General features: G+C 46.8%; 25 protein-coding genes, 2 pseudogenes and 1 riboswitch. Of the genes and pseudogenes, 18 read left to right on the forward strand and 9 right to left on the reverse strand.

Features of this window, described 5'->3' with window-relative positions:
• From HUG15_RS03500 to HUG15_RS03515, 4 genes are read left to right on the forward strand one after another with little or no spacing between them, the layout of a single operon-like run.
• The gene (locus tag HUG15_RS03500; RefSeq protein ID WP_281393589.1) at positions 1-657 is read left to right on the forward strand and encodes a response regulator transcription factor; all 657 of its coding nucleotides are present in this window, start codon (positions 1-3) and stop codon (positions 655-657) included.
• Positions 644-1075, forward strand: a complete 432-nt coding sequence (locus HUG15_RS03505) for a GAF domain-containing protein (RefSeq protein WP_200127058.1) — start codon at positions 644-646, stop codon at positions 1073-1075. Before HUG15_RS03500 ends, HUG15_RS03505 begins: the two co-directional genes overlap by 14 nt.
• Positions 1059-2405: a sensor histidine kinase gene (locus HUG15_RS03510; RefSeq protein ID WP_200127060.1), complete on the forward strand. Its 1347-nt coding sequence runs from the start codon at positions 1059-1061 to the stop codon at positions 2403-2405. The genes HUG15_RS03505 and HUG15_RS03510 overlap by 17 nt, the downstream gene beginning before the upstream one ends.
• A 12-nt stretch (positions 2406-2417) precedes the next feature.
• Complete coding sequence (locus tag HUG15_RS03515; protein WP_200127062.1) at positions 2418-2747, forward strand: cupin domain-containing protein; 330 nt, start codon at positions 2418-2420, stop codon at positions 2745-2747.
• Between the two features lie 192 nt (positions 2748-2939).
• Here HUG15_RS03515 and HUG15_RS03520 read toward each other — a convergent pair whose 3' ends face one another.
• Positions 2940-3251, reverse strand: coding sequence for a hypothetical protein (locus tag HUG15_RS03520; protein ID WP_200127064.1), 312 nt, complete (start codon positions 3249-3251; stop codon positions 2940-2942).
• Positions 3252-3367: 116 nt separating this feature from the next.
• Positions 3368-3673 (reverse strand): hypothetical protein, encoded by a 306-nt coding sequence (locus HUG15_RS03525; protein WP_200127066.1) that lies wholly within the window; start codon positions 3671-3673, stop codon positions 3368-3370.
• A 445-nt stretch (positions 3674-4118) separates the two neighbouring features.
• Here HUG15_RS03525 and HUG15_RS03530 point away from each other — a divergent pair, with 445 nt between their 5' ends.
• From HUG15_RS03530 to HUG15_RS03555, 6 genes are all read left to right on the forward strand, one after another.
• On the forward strand, positions 4119-4643 hold the full coding sequence (locus tag HUG15_RS03530) for a hypothetical protein (RefSeq protein WP_200127068.1): 525 nt from the start codon (positions 4119-4121) through the stop codon (positions 4641-4643).
• A 79-nt stretch (positions 4644-4722) separates the two neighbouring features.
• Positions 4723-5550 (forward strand): uroporphyrinogen-III synthase, encoded by an 828-nt coding sequence (locus tag HUG15_RS03535; RefSeq protein WP_200127070.1) that lies wholly within the window; start codon positions 4723-4725, stop codon positions 5548-5550.
• A 27-nt stretch (positions 5551-5577) separates the two neighbouring features.
• Complete coding sequence (locus HUG15_RS03540; protein WP_246516473.1) at positions 5578-6642, forward strand: sirohydrochlorin chelatase; 1065 nt, start codon at positions 5578-5580, stop codon at positions 6640-6642.
• The gene (locus tag HUG15_RS03545) at positions 6639-7265 is read left to right on the forward strand and encodes a precorrin-2 dehydrogenase/sirohydrochlorin ferrochelatase family protein (RefSeq protein WP_200127072.1); all 627 of its coding nucleotides are present in this window, start codon (positions 6639-6641) and stop codon (positions 7263-7265) included. The genes HUG15_RS03540 and HUG15_RS03545 overlap by 4 nt, the downstream gene beginning before the upstream one ends.
• Before the next feature lie 79 nt (positions 7266-7344).
• Positions 7345-7593 carry a hypothetical protein gene (locus HUG15_RS03550; RefSeq protein ID WP_200127074.1) on the forward strand — a complete coding sequence of 83 codons (249 nt, stop codon included), beginning with the start codon at positions 7345-7347 and terminating at the stop codon, positions 7591-7593.
• Between the two features lie 53 nt (positions 7594-7646).
• Complete coding sequence (locus tag HUG15_RS03555) at positions 7647-8183, forward strand: DUF6155 family protein (RefSeq protein ID WP_200127076.1); 537 nt, start codon at positions 7647-7649, stop codon at positions 8181-8183.
• A gap of 363 nt (positions 8184-8546) precedes the next feature.
• Here HUG15_RS03555 and tenA read toward each other — a convergent pair whose 3' ends face one another.
• Positions 8547-9224, reverse strand: a complete 678-nt coding sequence (gene tenA / locus HUG15_RS03560) for a thiaminase II (protein WP_200127078.1) — start codon at positions 9222-9224, stop codon at positions 8547-8549.
• The gene (locus HUG15_RS03565) at positions 9224-10495 is read right to left on the reverse strand and encodes an acetylornithine deacetylase (protein WP_200127080.1); all 1272 of its coding nucleotides are present in this window, start codon (positions 10493-10495) and stop codon (positions 9224-9226) included. The genes tenA and HUG15_RS03565 overlap by 1 nt, the downstream gene beginning before the upstream one ends.
• 65 nt (positions 10496-10560) lie before the next feature.
• Positions 10561-10663, reverse strand: a riboswitch (TPP riboswitch).
• 222 nt (positions 10664-10885) lie between these two features.
• On the opposite strand from HUG15_RS03565, the pseudogene pxpB reads away from it, so the two are divergent.
• The 5 genes and pseudogenes from pxpB to HUG15_RS03590 form a co-directional block, all read left to right on the forward strand.
• A pseudogene (gene pxpB / locus HUG15_RS03570) lies at positions 10886-11608 on the forward strand (5-oxoprolinase subunit PxpB); the annotation flags it as partial.
• Between the two features lie 7 nt (positions 11609-11615).
• The gene (locus tag HUG15_RS03575) at positions 11616-12626 is read left to right on the forward strand and encodes a 5-oxoprolinase subunit C family protein (RefSeq protein ID WP_200127082.1); all 1011 of its coding nucleotides are present in this window, start codon (positions 11616-11618) and stop codon (positions 12624-12626) included.
• A gap of 145 nt (positions 12627-12771) precedes the next feature.
• Positions 12772-12987: pseudogene (locus tag HUG15_RS03580) on the forward strand (D-glutamate cyclase family protein); the annotation flags it as partial.
• Between the two features lie 11 nt (positions 12988-12998).
• On the forward strand, positions 12999-14222 hold the full coding sequence (locus HUG15_RS03585; protein ID WP_200127084.1) for an NRAMP family divalent metal transporter: 1224 nt from the start codon (positions 12999-13001) through the stop codon (positions 14220-14222).
• Positions 14223-14243: 21 nt separating this feature from the next.
• Positions 14244-15002 (forward strand): LamB/YcsF family protein, encoded by a 759-nt coding sequence (locus HUG15_RS03590; RefSeq protein ID WP_200127086.1) that lies wholly within the window; start codon positions 14244-14246, stop codon positions 15000-15002.
• Between the two features lie 63 nt (positions 15003-15065).
• Here HUG15_RS03590 and HUG15_RS03595 read toward each other — a convergent pair whose 3' ends face one another.
• On the reverse strand, positions 15066-16328 hold the full coding sequence (locus HUG15_RS03595; RefSeq protein ID WP_200127089.1) for an L-lactate MFS transporter: 1263 nt from the start codon (positions 16326-16328) through the stop codon (positions 15066-15068).
• Positions 16329-16524: 196 nt separating this feature from the next.
• On the opposite strand from HUG15_RS03595, the gene fdhF reads away from it, so the two are divergent.
• The 3 genes from fdhF to fdhD are packed head-to-tail and all read left to right on the forward strand — an operon-like array spanning position 16525 to position 20919.
• The gene (gene fdhF / locus HUG15_RS03600) at positions 16525-19470 is read left to right on the forward strand and encodes a formate dehydrogenase subunit alpha (protein WP_200127091.1); all 2946 of its coding nucleotides are present in this window, start codon (positions 16525-16527) and stop codon (positions 19468-19470) included.
• Entirely contained in the window at positions 19463-20113 is a 651-nt protein-coding gene (locus HUG15_RS03605; protein ID WP_200127093.1) for a helical membrane plugin domain-containing protein, read from the forward strand. The genes fdhF and HUG15_RS03605 overlap by 8 nt, the downstream gene beginning before the upstream one ends.
• A 5-nt stretch (positions 20114-20118) precedes the next feature.
• Positions 20119-20919 carry a formate dehydrogenase accessory sulfurtransferase FdhD gene (gene fdhD / locus HUG15_RS03610; RefSeq protein WP_200127095.1) on the forward strand — a complete coding sequence of 267 codons (801 nt, stop codon included), beginning with the start codon at positions 20119-20121 and terminating at the stop codon, positions 20917-20919.
• Positions 20920-20973: 54 nt separating this feature from the next.
• On the opposite strand, the gene HUG15_RS03615 is transcribed toward fdhD, so the two are convergent.
• From HUG15_RS03615 to HUG15_RS03630, 4 genes are all read right to left on the reverse strand, one after another.
• Positions 20974-21210 (reverse strand): nucleotidyltransferase domain-containing protein, encoded by a 237-nt coding sequence (locus HUG15_RS03615; protein WP_200128821.1) that lies wholly within the window; start codon positions 21208-21210, stop codon positions 20974-20976.
• Positions 21144-21284 carry a hypothetical protein gene (locus HUG15_RS03620; protein WP_200127097.1) on the reverse strand — a complete coding sequence of 47 codons (141 nt, stop codon included), beginning with the start codon at positions 21282-21284 and terminating at the stop codon, positions 21144-21146. The genes HUG15_RS03615 and HUG15_RS03620 overlap by 67 nt, the downstream gene beginning before the upstream one ends.
• Positions 21277-21654, reverse strand: coding sequence for a HEPN domain-containing protein (locus tag HUG15_RS03625; RefSeq protein ID WP_200127099.1), 378 nt, complete (start codon positions 21652-21654; stop codon positions 21277-21279). Before HUG15_RS03625 ends, HUG15_RS03620 begins: the two co-directional genes overlap by 8 nt.
• Positions 21655-21811: 157 nt before the next feature.
• Positions 21812-24679 carry a gamma-glutamyltransferase gene (locus HUG15_RS03630; protein WP_200127101.1) on the reverse strand — a complete coding sequence of 956 codons (2868 nt, stop codon included), beginning with the start codon at positions 24677-24679 and terminating at the stop codon, positions 21812-21814.
• Between the last annotated feature and the right edge of the window lie 301 nt (positions 24680-24980).

Below are 24980 nucleotides of genomic sequence, written 5' to 3' on the forward strand. Positions count from 1 at the left end.
TTGATACGGGTACTGTTAGTCGATGACCACGCGGTCGTGCGCATGGGATTAAAAATGTTATTGAATTCTCTCGAAGACATGGAAGTTGTCTCAGAAGCCTCGGAAGGCAATGAGGCAATTGAAAACGCGCATGAAACGCGGCCGGATGTCATTTTGATGGACTTTAGCATGCCGCACGGAAAAGACGGTTTATCTGCGACGGAAGAATTAAAAAACCAACTCCCTGACACGGCGATTTTGATTTTGACGATGCACGATGATGAAGAATATTTATTTCGGGCGGTACAGGCCGGTGCTTCCGGGTGCGTGTTAAAGAGTGCTCCTCACGAAGAGTTGATTCAAGCGATTCGAAATGTCAGCAACGGCGAAGCATATTTAACCCCTTCCGCAACGAAACGGTTAATGGATGAATACTTAGGAGCAATGAAAGAGCATGGGACGGATGTTTACCAACAGCTTTCCGCCCGGGAAAAGGAAGTCCTGACATTGATTGCGAAAGGGTACGCGAACAAAGAAATCGCCGAACAGCTTTACATTAGTGTAAAAACCGTGGAAGCCCACAGAAGCAAACTCATGGACAAGCTGCAAATGAAAACAAGGCCCGAGTTGGTTTCTTACGCATTAAAGAAAGGATTGCTCGGCAGTGCCATCCAATAAACTTATTGATTTAAAGACGGATCTTGGTTGTGACTTCGTCGGCATCGCCCTTAGAGATCAAAATCTTGTCGATATTACTTGGCCCTACGCTGTTGGCTATACGAACGATAAATACTTTCGTATTAAACTTCGTTATGGAAAAGGACTCGCCGGCCAAGTGATGAGCAGTTGCAGTGCGATGGAAATCAACCGTTTTCCCGATAACGTACGCGGCAAAGCGACAGACTACCCTATTATGTTGGCAGAAAAGCTGGTGTCAGCCTTTTCCGTTCCCATATTAAGGGACGGGAAAGCGGCAGGTGTTTTGCTTGCCGGTTACCGGACGGCTCATGACTTCCATGCAGCGGAAAAAAAGAAAGTGGAGCAAGCAGCTGTTGGCGTTTCAAAGGAGGTTTTCGAGCATGGAGAGCAGGGATAAAAAAACGGAACCGGAAGCAACGATCGTCATCGATGCCCTTTCAACGATTCAATCGATTAATCCGGAAGCGCTAAGGATTTTCAGTCGTTCTGCCGAAGAATTAGATGGTCAACCCATTCAAAGGCTTATACCGAAATTCAAACCTCATCGTCTCGAAGAAGATCGGCCCGCTCTTCAGTTCGGAGAAAGCAGCAAGGGTGAGCGCGTGCCTCTTTTTCTTCGCAAACATTCATTTACGCTGAAAAAGGAAAACTATACGCTTTTAATTTTACAATATACCCAAAACTATCCCGTGTCCGATACAGATCCGGAGAAAATATTCAAGGAACTCTTGGATACGAAATTTGCCCTTGATAAATCAACGATTCTGGCGATTACTGATCAAAAGGGCATCATTCAATATGTGAACAAAAAGTTTTGTGAAGTGTCGCAGTATTCACGGGAGGAATTGATTGGCCGGGACCATCGCGTCGTGAATTCCGGCTATCATTCAAAAGATCTTATCCGTGATCTCTGGCGTACGATCGCGAGGGGCCGCGTTTGGACCGGGGAATTAAAAAACAAGGCAAAAGACGGCAGTTTTTACTGGGTCGACTCGACGATCGTTCCCTTTTTAAATGAAGAGGGGAAACCATATCAATATCTGGCCATACGTTTTGAAATTACGGAACGAAAACGAGTGGAGGAAGAATTGCAACAAACGATGATGAAAATCATGGACGTTCAGGAAGAAGAGCGGCGCAAACTCTCGATGGAACTGCATGATGGCATCGGGCAAAATTTATATAGCCACCTGATTACGATCAATCGACTGCATGCTGTGAAGGCCCACCCACTCATTGAACAGTTGCGTGATGAAGCCTCTGCGCTCATTGAAGAAGTGCGGGAAATATCGTGGGAGCTCCGTCCGTCCGTGCTCGATGACCTTGGCCTCGTCTCCGCCCTTCGCTCGTTTTTTAATCGTTACAGGGAACATTACAACATCCATATTTCTTTTGATTATTCGCTGACCCGGCACTTGCCCGATCATGTTGAAACGGCGATTTACCGAATGGTTCAGGAATCACTGACTAATATCCGAAAATATGCAAACGTGGATGAGGCCTCTGTTGCGGTAAATGAAGATGACGAATGTATTCACGTTAAAGTCGAAGATAGCGGCATTGGCTTTGAGAAAAACCAGGCTCGCTCCGGGGTCGGGTTGGTGAGCATGGAAGAAAGGGCTAAATCCGTGAATGGAGCGTTGCGTTTAACGACAGCACCGGGAATGGGCACAACGGTTGAGTTACAAGTGCCGTTGACGCAAATAGCTACGGCAGAAAAGTTATAGGAGGATCTACCGATGAATGTGAAAAATATCCATGATGCTAAACGATATGATGACCATCGATTGGGAAAGCAAACGCTGTTTGAAGCCGGCAAAAGCAAGGTGATCGTCTTTACCTTTATGCCCGGGCAAGAACTTCCCACTCACGGGCATCCTCATGCCCAGGCGTATGTGCTCGTTCTTGAGGGTAACGGCGTCTGTCAGATTGATGAAACAGAACATGCCATTCGGGCAGGCGACGCGCTTCATTGCGATAAAACAGAGACGATTCGCCTTGAAAATACCGGAGACGAGCCGATGAGCGTGTACGTTGTGTTGGCGCGGGAACCGAAAACGGAGGGCTGAATGCATGGTGGGGTAAAGCCCTCGGGGGTGCATTTGGATCCGAGGGCTGAAAAATGGAGTAGCGGCGGTTAATTACTTCCCTTTTGATCTTTGATTTCCTCCAAGTCATCTTCAGTGATACTCGTCATTTTAATAATTTCTTGAGCTGAAGGAGGCTTGCTCACATCAAATCTCCTTTTATCTTCTTTTAGCTCACATTTGACCTTTGATTTCCTCCAACTCTTGTTCACTAAGACCTGTCATTCTCGTAACAGTTGCCGTCGGAAATCGTTCACTCAACATTGCTTCAGCAATTTTCTTTTTTTCTTTCAGCCTTTCTCTTTCACTTATTTCCTCTTCTTCCTTTCTCAACCTTTCAAATAAAGGTTTGAACGTAGGGGGATCGGGAAACGAAGTATTATGCATAGGGTTCACCTCCTCTTCTGCTGTTGAGTTAAACTCGTCTTGTAGCTTTTGGTTCATTTCCTCTGGCACGGCGAGTAAAAAATCGACAAACGATATCAATGAAGTGGTTTCCTCTTGCGAATATTGTTTGTGATGGATAATCAAATCGAACAGCTGACGTTTGAATTGATAGCGGTCATTGGCGTTGTTTTCACTTTTTAACGCGTATTTACCGGCTAATACAACAAGGGCAAAGGGGTTATTTGATCGCAGTAAGCTCTTTCATCCTTCGTCCATATCTTATAGGTGTTGTAGGCATAGGTGAGACTCGTTCCGTGGAAATGGTAGTCGTATGATGTGGGATGGAACGATCGGTTGGCGTCGGTGAGGAGGGCAATGGCGTAAATTTTTTGGTCATACTTGTCAAAAATACGGTAAAAATATTGAAACATCCGCTCCGAGAAATGATCCTCTTTGTCGCGTTGAACCTCCACATGAACAAGAATCCACTGTTCTTTTCCGTCTTTCAGATGAACTTGCATGAGTTTATCCGAATATTTTGTCCCTTTTTTCTCCGGGAAAGTTCGCTTAAGTTCCTGTTCCAGGGAGTCTGGCTGTTTGCTCCAATCCAGTTGTTCGTAAAGGTCGGGAGCAAAAATAACATGAATGGCTCAAACAGATCGGTGATCACTCTTTTCCATAGGCCGTCATGGTCCAAGTACGGGGCAGGTTCTTCCTGGACAAGTGTGGGCAGCGCGTTTGTCATTATTTTACCACATCCTTGGTGTGATTATGAATGATCTTATAAGCAGGATAGCATAAGCCAAAAAACAAAACAAGTGTTCCTGGTTATATTTTTCGAAAAAATAATACAAAAGGAAAGGCAAGTACTGGATCGCATAAATCAATCGAAGGCAGCCAAAATTAATGAAGGTAAGGATCATGTCATGTGATCTTTTTAAATAAAAACCACTTGGAGGCGTTCCGATGAGCGAAGTTATTCGTCCCGAAGTTGAAGCTAACGATCACGCGGTTGCTGAGGAAGTGCATGAGTTGAAACAGCAGCTGAAGCAAATGCAACAACAACAAAATCAACAGTCGTCCGGTCAGCAATCATCCGGTCAACAGCAACCTTCGAACCAACAGTTGGATTCGTTGGTCCAACAACTGCAACAGTTCAGTGACCAAACGACACAACAGAGCCAGCAAGCGGATCAACAACTTCAGCAGTCCATGCAACAAGCGGTAGACATTCTTAGCCAGGGGTTGCAAACCGTGCAATCCAATCAAGCTTTAAGCCAGGTGAATCAGGCTTTGAAACAGGCGGAACAACAACTTGACCAAATCAGCCAACAGTCTCAGCAACAGCAACAACAGCAGCAACAAAACCAGCAAAATCAAATGGGACAACAAAGCTCCCAAGGAATGCAAGGACAAGGACAACAGCAAGGCTCGCAGGGATCGCAGGCTTCTCAAGGATCCCAAGGAATGCAAGGATCTCAATTTCAATAACGCCTCCCATGGCCATATAACGCTACTTTGGCGTTATATGGCCTTTTGCGTTAACATGGACGAAGGAGGGTGTGGGAGAATGAGGAACTTGGAAGGGAAACATGTAGCGATAACAGCTTCACGCAAAACCGATGAAATGCAGACGCTTTTACATAAACAAGGAGCGACCAGTGATGTACGGCCAATGCAAGGAACCGTCAACCAGGAGAAGGAGAAGGAGAAGGTGATACAGGCCATTGAGAAAGCGGCGCCGAAACGCGTTGACTGGTTTATTTTCACGACCGGCATCGGTGTCGCAACACTTATGGAGGGGGCCGATGAAGCAGGAGTGACAAATGAATTTTTGACAAAAATAAAGTCCGCTCGTGTCGCCGCACGCGGATATAAAACCGTTGCGGCTTTAAAAAAAATGGATGTTGATGTTGATATCCGCTCGGATGATGGCACAACCGCAGGGTTAATGGAACAACTGAAAGAAGTTAATTTTTCCGGGAAGCACGTGATCGTTCAGCAATATGGTTTGCCGTCGCCCGTGCTAGACCATTTTTTAGAAAAGCAGGGGGCAACGGTCACCACGTGGTTGCCTTATATTCATGAAGCCCCGGAGCATGAGGCAGTGGACCATTTTATTCGGGAGCTGGTGTCGGAAAATAAATATGATGCCGTTTGTTTTACGACCGGTTTGCAAGTAAAATCATTGTTTCACCGCGCGAAGGATAACGGGGATCATGAGCAGTTGCTCGATCTTTTGGAAAATAAAACCATAGCCACTGCTGTCGGTAAGGTAACGGCGGAAGCGCTCGTTGAGGAAGGGGTGAATCGGGTCGTCACGCCCTCAATGGAAAGGATGGGAGCGATGGTTGTTGAACTCAGTCGGTATGTGAATGAAGGAGAAGGCAGGGCATGAAAGCATTAAAAAAGGAGGCGGTTTAAAATGGTTCAACGGATCATGAGCGCGACCAAAACAATGCTCAAGGACGCCCTTCATGAGCAAGGCTTTACCCATCTTAACGTTCGAACACACGGATCCCATCTCATCATCTATTCCGAGGAAGACGGGGTAAAAGTCAATCGCTCGAGACTGACCCGATTCAACCCCGAGACGTACGAACTGAATATGTATAACCATCGCGGGGAATGGGAAGCCACCCCTTATAGTGGTACGATGGCTGATATGCTCACCGTAATGACCGAAAAATTCCCGATCGCACTCGAGAAAACGTCGCAAGCCATTTTATACGTTGGACACGGAAGCCGTGTAAATGAAGGCAATGGGCAATTTATAATGTTTATTGATCATGTGAAAAAAAATTATGAAAAAGAATTGATTCAAGAAGTCGCCTATATTGAATTGGTTTCACCGACCATTTTGGAAGGCATCGAAGCGTGCATAAAACAAGGCGCGACGAAAATTGCAGTCGTGCCGGTATTGCTGCTAAGCGCTTCCCATGCAATCGTGGATATTCCCCGTGAACTGGAAAGGGCAAAGGACACATACCCTGGAGTTACATTTTCTTACGGAAGACCCTTTGGCATTGAAAATGACGTGATCGATGTGGCTGTTAGTCGATTGACAGACGCCGGATTGCCGGTATTGGGAGAAAATCAAGAGCGTGAAGACTGCACAGTGTTGGTCGTAGGCAGGGGATCTAGCGACGGAAACCAGCCGAGCGATGTTGCGAAAATCGCCCGCTTGATCTATGAAAAAGTTGCCTGTAATAATGTGGAGACATGTTTTTTGGCCGCTACAACGCCAACGGTCGAGCAAGGTCTCGCGAAAGTGGAAAAACTGGAAGCGCCGCGTGTGTATGTGTTGCCTTATTTACTGTTTACCGGGGTGTTGATGAAAGAGTTGGGCGAGATGCTCCGTGACCGTGAAGGGTGGACGGATACCCGTTATACGCTTTGTGATTTTCTCGGTTCCGACGATGGATTGAGCGGCGTTTTGGCTAGGCGGACAGAAGAAACATTGAACGATAGAGGGCGTGTGTATGCATGAGCGCGCTCCCTTTTATGCTAGAAATGAGAGAACTGAGTTGTGTTGTCGTTGGTGGGGGCGAGGTGGCCTGCCGAAGGATAAAACCGTTATTGGAAGCAGGGGCACGGGAGCTCGTCGTTGTTGCCCCAACGCTTAATGAAGAGCTGCTGAGGTTGCAGCAAGAAGATGGGTTCAAGTGGGAACGTCGCTCGGCGGTGGCTTCGGAAGTGTTTTTATGTGATATGGTGTTTTTATGTACGGACCAGCCGGACTTACATAGCGCGATTAAGAAAAATAAAGCCCCGCGGCAATTCGTGTATTTGGCTGATGATGCCGGTGAGGGGAATTTTTACATACCGGCCCGGATTAATGACGGGTTGCTGACGGTGAGCGTATCAACTGCAGGCGCCAGTCCTTCGTATACGAAAAGGGTAAAGGAGGCAATTGAGCATGTACTACCGAGGAACGCGGGGGACGAATTAGCTTTTTTGCAGGAGGCACGCGGGAGGGTTATTCAGATGAATGTTTCGAAAGAAAAGAAGTTGGCATTGTTGAAGGAATTGGCGACGTCTGAGTTTTTGCAGGATGAACGGAGGGAAGAGAGATTTGAGGAATATGTGCGGGAAATAGGGCATAAAAAATAAGAATTTTTCTATTTGAAAAAGGAACTAGTGTTCTGTATCATGGCATTATAGGATGAAACAACATAGGGGAGGTGTATCCATGCAGGAAGAGCGTTTAAAAAATATGGAAGGCTATATGGAACAGCTAATTCGAATGGTAGCCGATAACAACAAGATTGTTTCTGAAATGCGGCAAGATTTTAAGGACGAAAAGCAAGTGAACCAGCAAAGGTATGAAGAATTCAAAGACGAAAAGCAATTGAATCAACACCGACATGAAATATTGCTGACAGAATTAAAAAAGCAGAATGCAGACACGGATTATCTTCGCGATCTAGTATCAAAATAAGGAATGGAAATCAATAGAATAAAAACGGCGAACATATAAGGAGTTGCAATGAAATGAGTCTACTGAAAGTTACGGAACTGAAGAAACAGCTGAAAACCTTGGACAACAAAGAGCTGATCAGCATTATATCAGAAATTTATAAAATCAGCCCTGATGCGAAAAAATATTTATCCGTAAAATTTACCGGGGAAGACGGGGTAAATGATTTATATGAAGAAGCGAAGGCAAAGATTGAAGACGAGTTCTTTCCCGAGAAGGGCTTCGGGAAATTGCGGCTAAGGGAAGCGAAGAATGCTATTAACAAGTTCAAGAAATTGACAGGGGATGATTTTAAAGTTGTCGATCTTACCCTTTTCTATGTAGAAAACGGGGTAGATTTCACGAACGAATATGGAGATATTAATGAAAGTTTTTACGATAGTATGGAACGTGCTTATGCTTCCGTCGTACGTTGGTGCAGTGAAGAGGAAGACTATTATCGGCACTTTGCAGACAGGTTACAAAATGTCGTGATCAATACGGATGGTCTTGGCTGGGGATTTCATGATGGGTTGAGTGACATGTATTATTCGCTACCTTGGGTGGAATGACTACGGAGATGTTTAATGTAGCGGGGCCAGTGGTCTATATCAGAAGTTCTTCCCAAAACGCCTATTCACATATCTCCCGATTCTTTGAGGACTGCTAAGGACAACAACCCATCTTTAGAGTCCTCCACTATCGCACCTGAGGACTGACCGGGTTTAAAAACAGCCTTTAGAGTCCTCAGTTGCCAGGCCTGAGGACTGCTAAGGACAACAACCCATCTTTTGAGTCCTCTCTACTATCGCACCTGAGGACTGATCGGGGTCAAAAAATAGCATGTTGAGTCCTCAGTTGCAGCTGGATTTTTTGTGCAGGAAAGAACTCTTGAAACGTTGCGCTAGCCCTGCCACAAAGGATGCCATTATTCACTATACGATCTCTTCAGGCCATCCTTCCCGATTATAAGCCATATCCCAAAACATAAACTCATAGCGGCTCGTGTTCAGAAAAATAGCCTCCAGTCGGTCCAGCTCCGCTTCGGGTTTGCCTTCCGTGAGCTCATCAAGCTTCCTGATCAACCAATCGCCAATTTCGCCAAATTCATCGGACGCATACATCCGCACCCATTCGCCGTATTGTTCGTGTTCGGTGGCGCCGGGGATTTTAGCGAGTTCGATGCCAATTTCATAATAGCTCCAAGCGCATGGAAGGATAGCGGCGATCAGTTCTGCGATGGAACCCTTTTGCGCTTCCGCCATCATGTAACCACTATAAGCAAGGGTGACAGGCCCGGGGACCGTTTCCTCAAGATTTTCGCTGGAAATGCCGAGTCGTTCGGCGTAGGAGCGATGTAAGTCCATTTCCATGTTCAAAGTATCATCGAGGGCTTTAGCGAATCCTGACATCGTTTCCAAATCTGGCGCAAGAACGGTGCCCATGGCCATGACGCGGGAATACTCAATTAAGTATTTGTAATCCTGGCACATGAAAAATTTAAAAGATTCAATGTCCAATGTGCCGCGCCCGATTCCCTGTACAAAGGGATGTTCATGACTTGCTTTCCAGATCGGGTCCGCGGTTTTTCGAATGCGCTTGCTGAATGTCATTATGATCTCTCCTTTGGTTGATTACACCACTTAACGATGAAGCGGAGCAGTGTTTTCGTGTAGTCTAGCAATTGATCGATGTCGATGTGTTCATTAACGGCATGCGCATGTTCCAATTTTCCGGGGCCGTAGCATACCGTGGGAATGCCGGCCTCGGCGAGCCAACCACCGTCATTGACGGATGGGGACATGGATATTTTTGCAGGTTCTGAAAATGTTTGCTCATGTGCTTCCATCAAGTCATTGACAGCTGCATGATCTTCATCAATAGAAAAAGACGGAAATACCTCGCCGCGCTCTTCAATCATCGACCCGCCGCCCCATTGAAACGTAGGCGGATGATCTTTCATCCAGAGATCGGCGTTTGCCGTTGCCAAAAGATGATCTTCGATTTCTTTTGCCACGGAATCAGCGCTTTCATCCGGATAGAAATGAACGGTGATCCATAGTCTACATTCGTCAGCCACGAAAGCGGCATGGCGCCCACCTTCAATCACAGCGGGGTTGATGGTATTTGTGCCCGGGGTGAAACCGGGATATGATTTGTTTATCGCCCAATCGCGCTCTAATTCCTGTAGTGCTGTGATCAGTTTATTCATTTTTTCAATGGCACTTGCCGCTCGCAATCCACCGCCGGCGTGGACCATGCGTTGACGTGTGCCATCATGGTGGGTCGCCGGGCTTTTCACCGTTACCCAGCCTGTGATCACACCACCTTGTCCGTGAAGCTCGCAATCACTCGTGTCAGCTACTATGGCGAAATCTGCTCCATAGTCACGTTCGCAACACTGCTTCGTGCCGGCCTCTCCAACTTCTTCGCCAATCACAGACTGCAGTAACACGTCTCCGCGAAGATCGACGTCATTCTCGTGCAACAGTTGAAGTGCGAATAAACAGGCGGCAATACCTCCTTTCATATCTGCTGATCCCCGTCCGAAGAGCGTTCGGTCTCGTATGACTGCTTCAAATGGAGGCGTTTCCCAGCCCTCGTTTTCTTCCACCGAAGCAACATCAATATGCCCATTCAATATTAGACTTTGAAAATCTTCTGAATGGGATCCTGTTCGTGTGCCAACAACATTCGGATCCCCGGGATAAACGTCCCATTGGTCTACATCGAAACCTATTGTTTGGAGTTTGTCGGCTATGTAGCTTTGAATCTCATCCGTGTTTCTGGCCGGTGGGGCAGGTGTGCGAAACGCGATCAAATCCGATAGCAAGCCAATTAACTCATCTCTGCGCTTTTCCACTTGTTGAATGAGCGTTTTCATTTTTTTCCCCCCAAAATAAAAACCACTTCCCATCATAGGAAGTGGCGATGCCGGAAACTATACTATACGTCATCAGCCCACTTCCCTCCGCCAGTGCGAACTGGATCAGGTGAATAAGGGTCGAGACTGCGTCTCTCTCAGCTAATAAAAGCACCCCTAGTGGTTTGTTTTCTTGATATTGTATTCTTATAATATAGTATCACCAATAAAAGAAATAATCAAATATTTCCTGTCGATCGTTTGATTGGGTATGCATAAGGGAAAAGGATAACAATCATTTTCTAAAGGTATAATATGGCTGTAGTGATCGGCCACAGGGGTAATTATCAAAAATAAAACAAATGGGAAACTCAAATTTATACTGGTAAGGGAAGGTGAGAGGGGGCCTTTATGTCTGCGCAGGAAAAAAAACCGGAACTATACGTGTTATCAGAAACCGCGATCAATATTGTTTTTGGAACGGAAATTGATCCGGAAATCCATAAACGTACAAAAAAAATGATGGACTTGTTGGAAGACGCTCCATTCGAATGGTATCTCGAATGCGTTCCGAGCTATACTGGTCTAACCGTCTTTTACGACCCGGTAAAGGTGTTCCGTATCATGGAGAAAAGAGATACTCCGAGTGCATACGTGATGGAAAAGTTGCGGGAAAAAGTTCATGAGATAGGGGAGACGACGGGGGACGACGGTATGGGGGATGTCGTAACGATCCCCGTTTGTTATGAAGAAGCTTTTGGTCCCGATTTGTCCCATGTGGCGAAGGAGAACGGCCTTTCTGAAGAAGAAGTGATCCGAATTCATACAAGCGGCGAGTATCTGGTATACATGATCGGTTTTGCTCCCGGCTTTTCTTTTCTCGGTGGGATGTCAAAAAAGATTGCTACGCCGCGAAGGAGTGAACCACGAACAAAAATCCCCGCCGGTGCTGTCGGGATCGCCGGCATTCAAACAGGAGTGTATCCGCTTGAGACACCGGGAGGATGGCAGCTGATCGGGCAAACACCCCTTAAAATGTTTGATCCGAACCGGGAACAACCGAGCTTGCTGAAGTCCGGGGACATGGTTTATTTTAAGGCAATTACGCGCACGGAGTTTGAAGTGTACGAGGAGGGGACATGTGAGTTTATTTATCTTGAAAGCAGGCTTGTTTACGACCATTCAAGACCGAGGCCGAATTGGTTTTTTGCAGCAAGGGGTTTTGGAGAGCGGCGCGATGGATCGTATCGCTTTGCAAAGTGCAAATGCCATCGTGGGCAATCATGAAAATGAAGCCGTGCTTGAAATGACGATGAACGGTCCGGAGGTCAAGGTCGAGAGGGATAGCCTTATAGCGGTAACAGGTGGAGGCATGGTACCAACAGTCAATGGTACGGCTTACTCACTTGGGGTGCCTCTTTTTGTCCCTGCCGAAAGTACGCTTGCGTTTAAACCGGTTGCCCTCGGTTATCGTGCTTATCTGGCGGTTGCGGGTAGTCTAGATGTACCTGTAGTGATGAATAGTAAGAGTACGTATGTGCGTGCGGGAATCGGGGGTTTGGAAGGCCGGCCACTTAAAAAAGGGGATCGGTTACATGTAGGGGAAAAGGATAGAGAAGCAAATAGGCGTTTTGAACAGATTTCCCAAAAAGCAGACGGAAGCGTATTTGCAGAAAATTGGGGGGCAAATGGCAGTCTGCTCGACCGTGGACAACAAAAAATAAGGGCGTTTCCCGGTACCCACTTTAAGCAGTTTACAGCGAAGAGTCGGGAACGATTTTTTCAACAATCGTTTACAGTTTCGACGCAATCGGACCGTATGGGGTATCGGTTGCAAGCAGAAGAAGACGCTCCCATCGAACGCCAAGAATCTTTTAGTCTCTTATCGGAGCCTGTCGCGTTTGGAACGGTGCAAGTTCCGAGTGACGGCCAACCGATCGTTTTAATGGCTGATCGGCAGACGACAGGTGGCTATCCGCGCTTTGCACAAGTGGCAGCGGTTGATTTAGGGCGGGTTGCCCAGTTCCGGCCGAATGAAAAAGTAATGTTTGAACCGATTACCTTTCAAGAAGCTGAAACACTTTATTTAAAACAGGCCCGAGCAATGCGTGAAAGAAAAATAGGGATTGCTTTAAAATGGGGCAGTCATTAAAAGGGGGAGAAAAATGTACAATGTTGCAGAATTGTAAGTGTTAATGCAAACATTGAATGAGCAAGGGCTAGAACATTTAAAAGTGAAAAACGATGAAATGGAAATTGAACTTTTTAAAGGCAACGGAATAGCAAAAAAGACTCCTATTGGTAATCCTGCATTTATCGGTATCTCAAACATAGACGCACTGGATTTTGGACAAGCTGTGTCTATAAGAGAGGGTGAAGATCCGGTTTTTGGGCGTGTGGGGTCACACCGCAAGCCGTTGCGATGGCAAGCAAACCAGATCTCATGATTACGCATGCTCCCGGGGTATATGTTCATTACTGACGTGAAGAATGAGACACTCGGCGTACTTTAGGAGGGGATCTCATGACGACAAATGGGTTAGGCCACCCCATGAGCAGTAAAGAGCGAAATAAGTTTTTACGCGGCGCAATTTTCTTAATGGCCACGTCAGCGATCGGACCTGCTTTTCTTACCCAGACCGCTCAATTTACGCAAGATTACATGGCTAGTTTTGCGTTCGCGATTGTGGCATCAATTGTGATCGATATTGGCGTTCAACTCAATATTTGGCGCGTCATCTCTGTATCTGGGAAAAGAGGTCAAGAAATATCAAACATGGTCGTTCCCGGATTAGGGTATTTGATAGCTGGACTTATTATCTTCGGAGGATTTGCATTTAATATTGGAAATCTGGGTGGTGCGGGATTAGGTCTTAATGTCCTTTTTGACCTGTCAATAGAAGTGGGTGCGATCATTATCACCGTGGCGACCATCATTATCTTTTCTATCAAAAACTACACTCGGATTATGGATGTTTTGCTGCAAATATTTGGCGTAGTTATGATTTTGATGACTGGTTATGTTATGTTAACCATGGATCCACCGTATCAAGAAGCACTCGTCCAATCTGTACTGCCCGATGATTACTTAATTTTACTCCTTCCCCTCGTGACAATTGTGGGTGGCACGGTAGGCGGCTACATTTCGTTTGCCGGCGGCCATCGGCTTGTGGACGCCGGAATTACCGGACAAGCGAATGTTCCTTTTGTTAGTCGTGCTTCGATCTATGGAATCATAACGACAGGCGTTATGCGTGTTTTTCTCTTTTTGGCGTTTCTAGGTGTGGTAAGTGCAGGTTTTACTTTAGATCCGGATAATCCGGCAGCCACTCCATTTCTCGTTGGTCTTGGTGATTTAGGCTATTACATGTTTGGGATTGTTTTAACAGCGGCTGCTATTAGTTCCGTCATTGGCGTGGCTTACACAAGTATTTCGTTTTTACGCTCGTTTCATCCGATGTTTGAAAAATACAATGGGTGGTTTATCGCTGGTTTTATTACCATCTCTGCGCTTGTATTCATTACAATCGGTGAACCGGTTATGCTCCTTATTCTTGCCGGTGCAGTGAACGGTATGATATTGCCTATCGTTCTAACGACGATATTAGTGGCTTCTCGGAAAAAATCAATTGTCGGAGATTATCGACATCCGGCTTGGCTGATTGTTGTTGGAGCAATCACTGTACTTTTCACGATTGGAGCAAGCATTGTGGCCTTTGAAGATATCGTTGCCTTATGGTTTAACTAATGTTAAAAGGGGAGCTATAAAATGAAAACCATCGACATGAACTGTGATATGGGCGAAAGTTTTGGCGTTTACACACTCGGAACGGATAAGGAAATTCTCCCTTACGTTTCTTCCGCCAACATCGCGTGTGGATTTCATGCCGGCGATCCTTCGATCATGAGGAAAACGGTGAAACTGGCGATTGAGAATGGCGTTGCCATCGGCGCACATCCGGGTTTGCCTGATTTAATGGGATTTGGGCGTCGTCACATTGATCTTTTTCCTGAAGAAGCATATGATCTTGTCGCCTATCAAGTCGGCGCGTTGTGGGGTATTGTGCAATCGGAAGGTGGGCATCTCCGACATGTGAAAGCACACGGCATGCTCTATAATCGGGCGACTCAGGATCCGGAACTGGCAGAGTCAATAGCCCGGGCGGTTTATGATATCGATCCCGATCTGGTTCTTTTCGGCTTGGCCGGTGGCGAGCTCCTTAACGCGGGAAAAAAAGTCGGGTTGAAAACCGGCAGTGAGGTATTCGCCGACCGTACGTATCAGGAAGACGGCACCCTTACATCACGACGTGAAGCAAATGCTCTGATCGAAGATGCCGGCTTAGCAGGTGAGCAGGTCACTCGCATGATTGAAGAAGGAAAAGTGCATGCGCAACAAGGCAAGGACGTGGACATCCTTGCCGAAACTGTCTGTATCCATGGCGACGGCCCCCATGCATTGGCGTTCGCAAAGTCCATTCGGGAAAAAATCGAAAACGCCGGTATCGGCATTCGGCCAATCGGATAGCTGTATGCTTAAAGGCTGCCGTGACATTTGTCGCAACAGCCTTCATCATAAAACCCATTCTGTTCACCCGTTTGTCGCCTGTTGCTGATGACGAATGCGTTTGATATTAAAATGCATCATGATAGCCATCAGAAGCGCTATCGCTAACAAAAAGATAAAGAGAACGAAGGCGCCTGTATAGTCAGCAGTGGCTCCAACAATTGTGGAAACTGCCATCGGTCCGAAAACACCTGCCATCGCCCAGGCGGTTAGTGTATAACCATGAATCGCTCCTAACTGTTTCGTGCCGAATAAATCCCCGATGTAAGCCGGCAAACATGCAAAGCCACCGCCGTAGCATGTCATGATAATAAACAAGAGGATCGCGAAGATCACTTCATTGGTCGTGAATGGCAAGAGAATGAATGCTCCCAATTGTAATGCGAAAAAGATCATATACGTGTTTGTGCGACCGATATAATCCGAAGCGCTTGCCCAGCCAATTCTCCCGAAACCGTTGAAAAAACCCATGATGCCGACAATGGTTGCCGCGGCGGCAGAACTTGCGCCCGTAATCGCCTGCGTCATATTCGAGGCAACAGCAAGCAGCATGATCCCTGCGGAAATGTTAATAAACATCATCCCCCACAACAAATAAAAACGGAATGTTTGCAGTGATTCCCGGGCATTGAGTTGGGCGAGATCTTCTTGCTTTTTCTTTTTACCCTCTTGTTTTTTCTGTTTCTGCTTTTTCATGTTTGCCGGTTCCCAGCCTTCCGGGGGTGGTGCGATATAGGAAGCTCCTGCAAACATGAGGATTAAGTAGGCAGCTCCGAGTGTATAAAACGTTGCCGGGATACTGATTATGCCCATCAAATTTTCGGCCACCGGGCTGGTAATGAGGGAACCGGCACCGAAGCCGAGGACGGCCATGCCTGTCGCGAGCCCGCGTCTGTCCGGAAACCACTTAACGAGAGTGGAAACGGGCGATATGTAACCGATTCCAAGACCGACACCACCAATCACACCGTAAAAAAGCACAAAGAGAGGCAAGCTCTCCATTTGGATCCCGAAACCTGCGCCCAATGTTCCCGTTCCAAATAGAACGGCGGAGATCATAGCGGATTTGCTAGGGCCGTTACGTTCGACAAATTTTCCGAGAAAAGCGGCAGACATACCGAGAAAAAATATAGCTGTCGTGAAAGCGAATGTTACCGCACCGATATCCCAACCAAGGGATTCGTTCAATGGATTTTGGTACACACTGTAGGCATAGACGGAACCGATCGACAAATGAATGGCAATGGCTGATACAGCAATCAACCAACGATTTTTGTTTGCTTGCAAAACGTACACCCCTTGTCACTTATGAAAATATTGAACAACTAGTAAATCTATTTCAGTGAGTACCCGCAACGCGTAGCGGTTAAACATTTATTTAGGGTGCGCGATTTTAGACAAGGCTATGCTGGTAGATTGTTTTACAACGCTGTTAAAAAATGATATATATTAGAAAAAGAGTACGGTAAGGAGGTCTTCTGAAATGCTCGATGTAAAGGTGAACGGTAAGCGCATACATGCAAAGGAAAACCAGAGCGTGCTTGACGTATTGACCGAACATGACATTGAAGTGCCAAGCCTGTGTTACCATCCAAGCCTTGGTGCGATTGAAACGTGTGACACGTGTATCGTCAGTGTGAACGGAGAATTGGTGCGCTCGTGTTCCGCGACGGTAAAGGACGGAGACGCGATCGCTACGAACGAGGAGACACACGAGGCACAACTCATCGCGATGGATCGCATTCTCGGTAACCATGAACTTTATTGTACGGTCTGTGATTACAACAACGGCAACTGCGAGATACATAATGCGGTTAAAGAGTTGAAAATGAGCCATCAAGAGACGCCTTTTGATTTCAAGCCTTATGAAGTGGACCGAAATGCCTTCTATCGTTATGATCCCGATCAGTGTATTCTGTGCGGGCGGTGTGTAGAGGCGTGTCAAGACGTACAAGTGACGGAAACGCTGACGATCGATTGGGATCGGAAGCGTCCGCGTGTCATCTGGGACAAGGACTCCCCGATTGAGGAATCTTCCTGTGTCAATTGCGGCCACTGCTCAACCGTTTGCCCCTGCAACGCCATGATGGAAGTGGGCATGGAAGGAGAAGCCGGCTTTTTAACGGGGATTAAAGACTCTTCCATGCGCCCGATGATCAACATCACGAAAAATGTAGAAACGGGTTACGAGCAGCTCATGACCATTTCCGATATGGAGGCTTCGATGCGAGAAAATCGTATTGAAAAAACAAAAACGGTATGTACCTATTGTGGCGTGGGCTGCTCCTTTGATGTGTGGACGAAGGATCGTCAAGTCCTTAAAGTCGAACCTCAATCAGAAGCCCCGGCAAATGGCATTTCCACTTGCGTGAAAGGGAAGTTCGGTTGGGAATTTGTCAACAGCGAAGAACGTTTGACGAAGCCGCTCATCCGCGAAGGCGATGCGTTCCGCGAGGCGGAATGGGAAGAAGCTTACGACTTGATCGTCAATAAATTCAAGGAAGAGAAAGAGAAAAACGGACCCGATTCGCTCGCGTTTATCACCTCTTCCAAATGTACGAATGAAGATTCATATGTCATGCAAAAGCTTAGTCGCGCGGTTATCGGTACGAACAATGTTGATAATTGTTCCCGTTATTGCCAGTCGCCGGCGACGATGGGTTTATGGCGAACGGTCGGTTACGGAGGGGACTCCGGAAGTATCACGGACATTGAAAAAGCCGAGCTCGTCATTATTACCGGTTCCAATACGGCGGAAGCCCACCCGGTCCTCGCGACAAGAGTGAAACGGTCTCAAAAACTTCATGGGCAAAAAGTGATTGTCGCCGATCTGCGTAAGCATGAAATGGCTGATCGGGCCGACCGTTTTGTCCAACCGAAAGCCGGATCCGACCTCGTCTGGATTTCAGCCGTCACGAAATACATCATAGATCAAGGCTGGCATGACAGCGAATTTTTGGAGGAACATGTTAACGGCATTGATGAATACATGGAAAGCCTTGCGCCGTACACCCTCGATTATGCCGAGGAAGTTACCGGTTTAACGAAAGAAGAAATGATCGAGATTGCCACATCGATCCACGAAGCGGAAACGACTTGCTTTTTATGGGCGATGGGCATCACCCAACATGGCGGAGGCTCCGATACGAGCACGGCCATATCGAACTTGATGCTCGTGACCGGCAATTACATGAAACCGGGCGCAGGCACCTATCCGCTACGCGGGCATAACAATGTACAAGGTGCCAGTGACTTTGGCAGCATGCCTGATCGCTTCCCGGGTTACGAAAAAGTGCACGATGATGCGGTTCGTGAGCGTTATGAAAAAGGTTGGGGTGTGGATCTTCCGGCCGAGCCCGGACTGAACAATCATGAAATGGTTGAGGCTATCCACGACGGTAATTTGAATATGATGTATTTAAAAGGCGAAGAGATGGGCATCGTTGATTCCAACGCCAATTATGTGCAGGAAGCGTTGGAGAAATTGGATTTCTTCGTCGTCCAGGACATCTTTTTTTCAAAAACGGCCGAGTTTGCGGATGTAGTGTTACCGGCTTCTCCGAGTTTTGAAAAAGAGGGGACGTTTACGAATACGGAACGTCGTTTTCAGCGTTTGTATCAAGTGTTTGATCCTCTCGGTGATTCAAAGCCCGATTGGAAGATTATAATGGAAATCGCCAATCGTCTTGGCGGTGACTGGAATTTTGAGCACCCAAGTGACATTATGGATGAAGCGGCTTCCCTCGCTCCGATGTTTGCAGGCGTCAGCTATGATCGATTGGAAGGGTATGACAGTTTGCAATGGCCGGTAGCCGAAGATGGCACGGATACACCGCTTCTGTTCAAAGACCGCTTTCCGTTTCCGGATGGTAAGGCAAAACTTTTTCCTGTGGAATGGACGAAACCGCTTGAGATGGGTGAAGAGTATGACCTTCACGTCAACAACGGGCGCATGCTCGAGCATTTCCACGAAGGGAATCTGACGTATAAATCCGAAGGGATAACGAAGAAAACACCGAGCGTTTTCCTCGAAGTTTCCCCGGAACTTGCCGAAGAACGCGGGTTGGAGGACGGAACGGTGGTGCGCTTGACGTCGCCATACGGCAATGTGAAAGTTCCTTGCCTTGTGACTGATCGTGTGAAGGGCAAAGAATTGTATTTGCCGATGAATGATTCAGGTGAAGGGGCCATTAACTACTTAACGAGCAGCCATGCCGATAAGGATACGGATACCCCGGCTTATAAAGAGGTGTCGGCAAAAATGGAAGTGCTTGAACCGAAAGGCGAAAGCCCATTGCCGAGAATCAACCACCGCAATGGCAACCCGCAACCGCAAATAGGAGTAGCGGTTGAAAAGAAATGGGAACGAAAAGACTACACATTCCCGGGCGACCTCGTGAAAGAAAGGAGGTCTCAGCACAATGGCTAAAGCGACAAAAGTGATCCATCGCATCGAACCGACCGAAGAAGAATTGCGCAAGCGAGATTGGGACCAAATTGAAGCTACCCTTTTAGAAAACAAGGATGTCATTGCCGATACGTTTGAGCTGATGCGACACCTTCGGGAGAAAGAAGTATTGAATACCCTGAACGCCCTTTTTGAACAAGGGGACGAGGTGCTCGAAAGGCTTGTAACAGCCATTGATAACGCGGATACCACTCAATCGATGAAAAATATGCTCCTCATGTTTGGCGTTCTCGGGAATCTTGATATGGAACAAGTCGAACCGCTTATTTTAAAGGTGAATGCGGCCGTTTCCCAAGTGGCCGAATACGAACATTACGGAAAAGAGGGTGGTGGGTACCCCGCCCTCCTTCGTACCATGAAAGACCCGGAAGTTGTGGAAGGCATGAACGTGATGATGGCTTTCCTCAAAGGATTCGGTGCCAATCAAGAACACAGAGAAAAATTGGAAGACCGAGATGCCAAACTTCAACACGAATCGGAAAAACAGGTAGCCGGAAGCCGTGTGTCCCGTCGTTCGTCTCCTCCGTCCAACAAATGGTATGTTGCCGCGGCTGGCGTGTCTCTGCTTGTTTTGCCTTTTATTTTTAAGAAACAAGGTTCGTGATCAACTTGAACGAGAAGACACAAAATGCTCGGTCCATCCTGCGGTTCGAAAATGGACATACCGAATGGAAAGACGACATCGTTGCTGCCGAATATCCCGTGACGATAAAAATAAACGGGGAAGAGTTCGTGACGATGGTGTGCAGCCCGGATTACATCGAGGATATGGCGATCGGATACTTGGCTTCGGAAGGAATCATCGCTCGTTTCAACGAGATAAAGGAACTGAGAGCGGACGATAAAAACGGTTATGTTCACGTGACTTTGGTGAAAAAAATCGACCATCTGCATCGGCAAATGCAAAACAAGCGCTACATTACGTCCTGTTGCGGGATGAGCCGCCAAGGGTTCGTCTTTGCAGCCGATGTGAAAACGACAAAAGTGATGCGCACTCGTCAAGTGGCCATCGCTCCGGGTGATTGTTTTCGTCTAATGAGAGACATGCAACAAGCGGCGGAGACGTTCCATGAAACCGGCGGTGTACATAACGCCGCCTTATGCACGCTCGATGGCATTGTCCTCATGCGCATGGATATCGGCAGACATAACGCCCTTGATAAAATCTACGGATACTGCCTGAAGCACGGCATTTCGTTACAAGATAAGATTATCGTGTTCAGTGGACGGCTTTCATCGGAGATTCTTTTGAAAGTGGCGAAGATCGGTTGCGAAGTCGTTCTCTCCAAATCAGCACCGACCGACCGCGCCTTGGAATTGGCCGAAGAACTGGAGATTACAAGCATCGGTTTTATTCGTGACGGGTCACTGAACGTGTACACTTTGCCGGAACGGATTGTTATGCCGTGATAATGGGGTTTGGTTGAAAAAACAGCCGGGAACGGAATACCATTCCCGGCTGTTTTAACCTGATTCGAAAATCACTTGGCCGTTGTTTAAAATATATTGTAAAAACCCACTGGGATCGTCTCCATCTTCAATTAAGACAGGTTCGATTCGATCATTGATGTTTCTTCGTAATTGATACAATCGTGCTTTTTCTGTTAATACATCATCATCTACGAAATCAACAACTACTGCAATGTCAATGTCGCTATCATCTGTAGCTGTTCCATTTGCGTAAGAACCGAATAAGAGAATCTTTTTAACCGGAAAACGTTTTTAATTTTGTTGGAATACTCTTTAGCTGCTAGGATAGCCTGCTTTTTATCCATGCGGATAGCTCCTTGTTTTAAAAAGTATCTCGGTACATCTGGGTTCATCCAGTGTTTTTAAAAGTTTTTCTTTGTGCGTAGGATATCTAGCTTCAATATTTAAAGGTTCTAACAAGTCCAAGAAATCTTTTTGATGGTCCGAAAGGTCATCGTATATTTTTCCCTTTCGTGCTAAGCGTGTTAAATTATGAGTGCGCGGTGGCTGGGCTTGGGTTACATGAACAAATAATGCTTTGAGTAATTTTTCAATAGATTGGTGGCATATGATTCCGACATATAAAAACCGTTTCATTTCCAACATGGCTTCGGCGGTTGTTCTATCATAATCAGATAAATCAATCCAATATTTAACTTTCTCATCAGTGTTCATTGTTATCACCGATCCTTACTTTTCATTCTACCCTAAAATGACCGTTTCGACTACATATTTATGTATCAGTTATGAACGTTTCTCCGCTTCTGACTTTCGGTGATAAATCACCTGATATAAACAACCGGGAACGCACCCCCGTTCCCGGTTGTTTCAGTTATTCCCACTCTTCAATTAATGCATCCGCTTCTTCTTGCAACGTTTCATAGACGTCATCGGATATCCAGTCTTGTGCTCGTTGGTGGTTAAGCAAATCTTTGAATCCGCCCATATGGTCAATGACTTTTCCCTCATCTTCCTGATTTTCGAAATGATCTACGGACGTTAAATGCACGTCCAACGCGCGGATAGCTTCATCGTTTTCGAATTCGCCTTCTTCGGCAAAACGGTCCACTAATTGTAACAACGCTGCTGCGCTAACTTCATTATCACCTATTTCACTTTGCACGAGAGCGCTCCCTCCCCCGCGACGCTCAGGTTCAGTGGCCGCAGTGACTTGACCGTCTTCTGAAAATTCAATGCCGACTGCCGCTCCGATCCCTTGCTCGTTCGTATTGGCCGTAAAGAGATGGCCCATTGCCTCCAGCTCTTCGATGTGTTGCTCCGTTTCTGCATCCAAATAGTTTTCCTCATACTCAGCCAACGCGTTAAAGTTGTTTCGTTGCGACAAGCGTGGCTGTTCAATCGCTTCCGGAAGTGGCGTATCAAAATCCAACTTGTTCATCATGATTTGCGACACGGTCGTTAAAATCGTATCACTTCCCGGAGCGCCCACTGTTAGGACAGGCGACTGATCTTCCATGACAAGGGTCGGGGCCATGCTGCTCAAGGAACGCATGTCCGGTCGCGGATAGTTAGGATGCATGGGGGATTCGATCGGCGTTCGCCCATACACGGCGTTATTTAACAAAAAACCATACCCGGGAACGACCATGCCATTGCCGCCGATCGATACAATCGTTGTTGTATAACTCACGACGTTGCCTTCATCATCGCTAGCAGCAAGGTGAATCGTCGATTCATCGACAATGTCTTCTTCGTCTTTTATGCGTTTTTCTTCATCGGCTTGCACCCCTTGAGCTTCCTCTTCTAAGGAAGTCGTTTCAGGCGGTGGGGTTGCATCATTAGCCAGCATGCTCGTTTGACTAGGCTCCGCAAGCGTTTCGCTGTCTTCGTTTACGGATTCTGTTTCAATATGATTAAGGAAAAACGTTTGCGTTTGCTCATAATCAAAATTAACCACGCTCATCATTAAACGTCCGAGGGGCTCATCCAGCTGGTCTTCTTCCGCTAATTCATGGACGGCTAACCATTCCTCGGGCTCCTCGTCATCCGCTTCCCAAGCACTTACTTTAAGCTCGTTATTTTCCACCCGGAAACGCAAATCATGCCACTCCGTTTCAACAGGATAATCGATACGCTCGAGGGTCGCCAAGTCACCATCGATGACACGTTGAAGAAATAGTTCTCCGGTTTCCGTGTTGATTTCGAGTCCGTAGCCATTGCTCGGCACACTGCTGCCTGATTGCCATACATCACCGTTCAGCCATAACCGCAAGCGTTGGTCATATCCCTCTTCATCCGCGCGTACTCGCACGTTCACTTCATTATCTTCCACGGGATTCATGTTAGCAGCTGCACGCCCGTAAGCACTCCCTCTGCCATCCATTCTTTCTGCTAAATCAATCCGTCCTGTTTCATCTTCAATCGTAAAGCTTGCATCAAACGGATGGCTTTCAGGTCCGTTATCGATTCGGTGAAACTTTTGCGGGTTCCATTCAGCACCATCTTCTTCCCCGAAGTCGTAGGTGAGATGTTCATTGCTTTCTCCCCAAGGGTTCCCCGGCGGGACTTGACCGATCGATGCCCGCTCCGAATCAATGTTGGCCAGCCGCTCTTCCGTATACCAGTCGGAAAGCAATTCATCAATGGGGATTTCCGAATGTGCGGGGTCTCCGATATACGCCCGCCGATCGGCGACCGCATACCTCGTTGCTTCCATAAAATGATGCCACGCCTCGGTGCTGGACATATTTTCGATATCATAATGTTCTAGCATATTAAACGTTTGGCCAATCGTGATGCCGCCACTGGAAGAAGGGGGCATGCCATAGATGTCGTAGCCGCGGTAATCGGTGTGGATCGGCTCGTCCGTCACCGTTTCATAGTTTGCAAAGTCTTCCATCGTGACATCGCCTTCCAACACCCCGTAATCTGTCAGCCATTCGCTGCTTACGGCTTCAAAGTCCGGGTCGTCCACGACAGGTGGGTCGTTAATCGTGTCGACCATCGCCTCGGCGATTTCTCCTTCATAGAAAACCTCGCTCCCCTCCTCTGCTAGCAGCTGATAAGTATGGGCCATATCAGGGTTTTGGATCAAATCGCCAGGTTCCGGAGCGGATCCGTCGCCATTGAGGTAAATGTCCCTTGTAGAAGTGAAAAGATCAAAACGTTCTTGATTTTCTGTCGTTTCCCGCACAAAATTTTCATCCGCAACGAATCCTTCTTCGGCTACGTCAATCGCCGGTTGGAGCACTTCTGCAAACGTCATTGTTCCATACTCTTCCAAAGCAACTTCCCAATTTTTCACCGTCCCGGGAACCGAAAAAGATGTTCCGCTTGAGGTTCTCATCGCTGATGGGAAAATCTCCCCTGTGTCCGGGTGTATGTATGTTTCGTCATTAAAAGAAGCCGGCGTAATGGAACGGCTGTCAATCGCGATAGGCTCTTCTTCGTCTACTAAATGGATGAGCATCATGCCACCGCCGCCAATGCCGCCGGAGTAAGGCCTTGTTATCCCTTGTGCCGCCGCAACGGCAATGGCTGCATCGACGGCATTGCCGCCTTGTTCAAGAATTGCCATCCCGGCTTCAGAGGCGTGCACATCTTCGGAGGCTACCGCCCCGCCATGACCGGTCATGTGGGAATCGGCATCGGCATCTTCTTCTGCATGGATCGCCGGTGCGAATAAAGAGGCGATGAGTATTGCGCAAATCGAGGATGTGACAAATTTTGTCCTTTTCATTGAACCTCCTCCTTTTCATTATATATTTCAACCATCTTACAAAAAATTTCTAGATTTATGAATAGTTACATCTTACTTTTTTAGGAAAATATATGAAAATGTATGAGATAAGTAAAGAAAATCCTATCCCAATAAGATTTTATAATACTATAAAAAATAAAAACAGTAGTATAGATATATATGAATAATAGTATGATTGAGAAATAAGATTCAAAAAATGATTGATAACTATTTCTATTAGCCCAATGAAAATGTAGTATAAAAAAACCATTTTTAACATTAAATAATAAATAGTTATATA

It is taken from the genome of Salicibibacter cibarius, from assembly GCF_016495725.1.
Taxonomy (GTDB): Bacteria; Bacillota; Bacilli; order Bacillales; family Marinococcaceae; genus Salicibibacter; species Salicibibacter cibarius.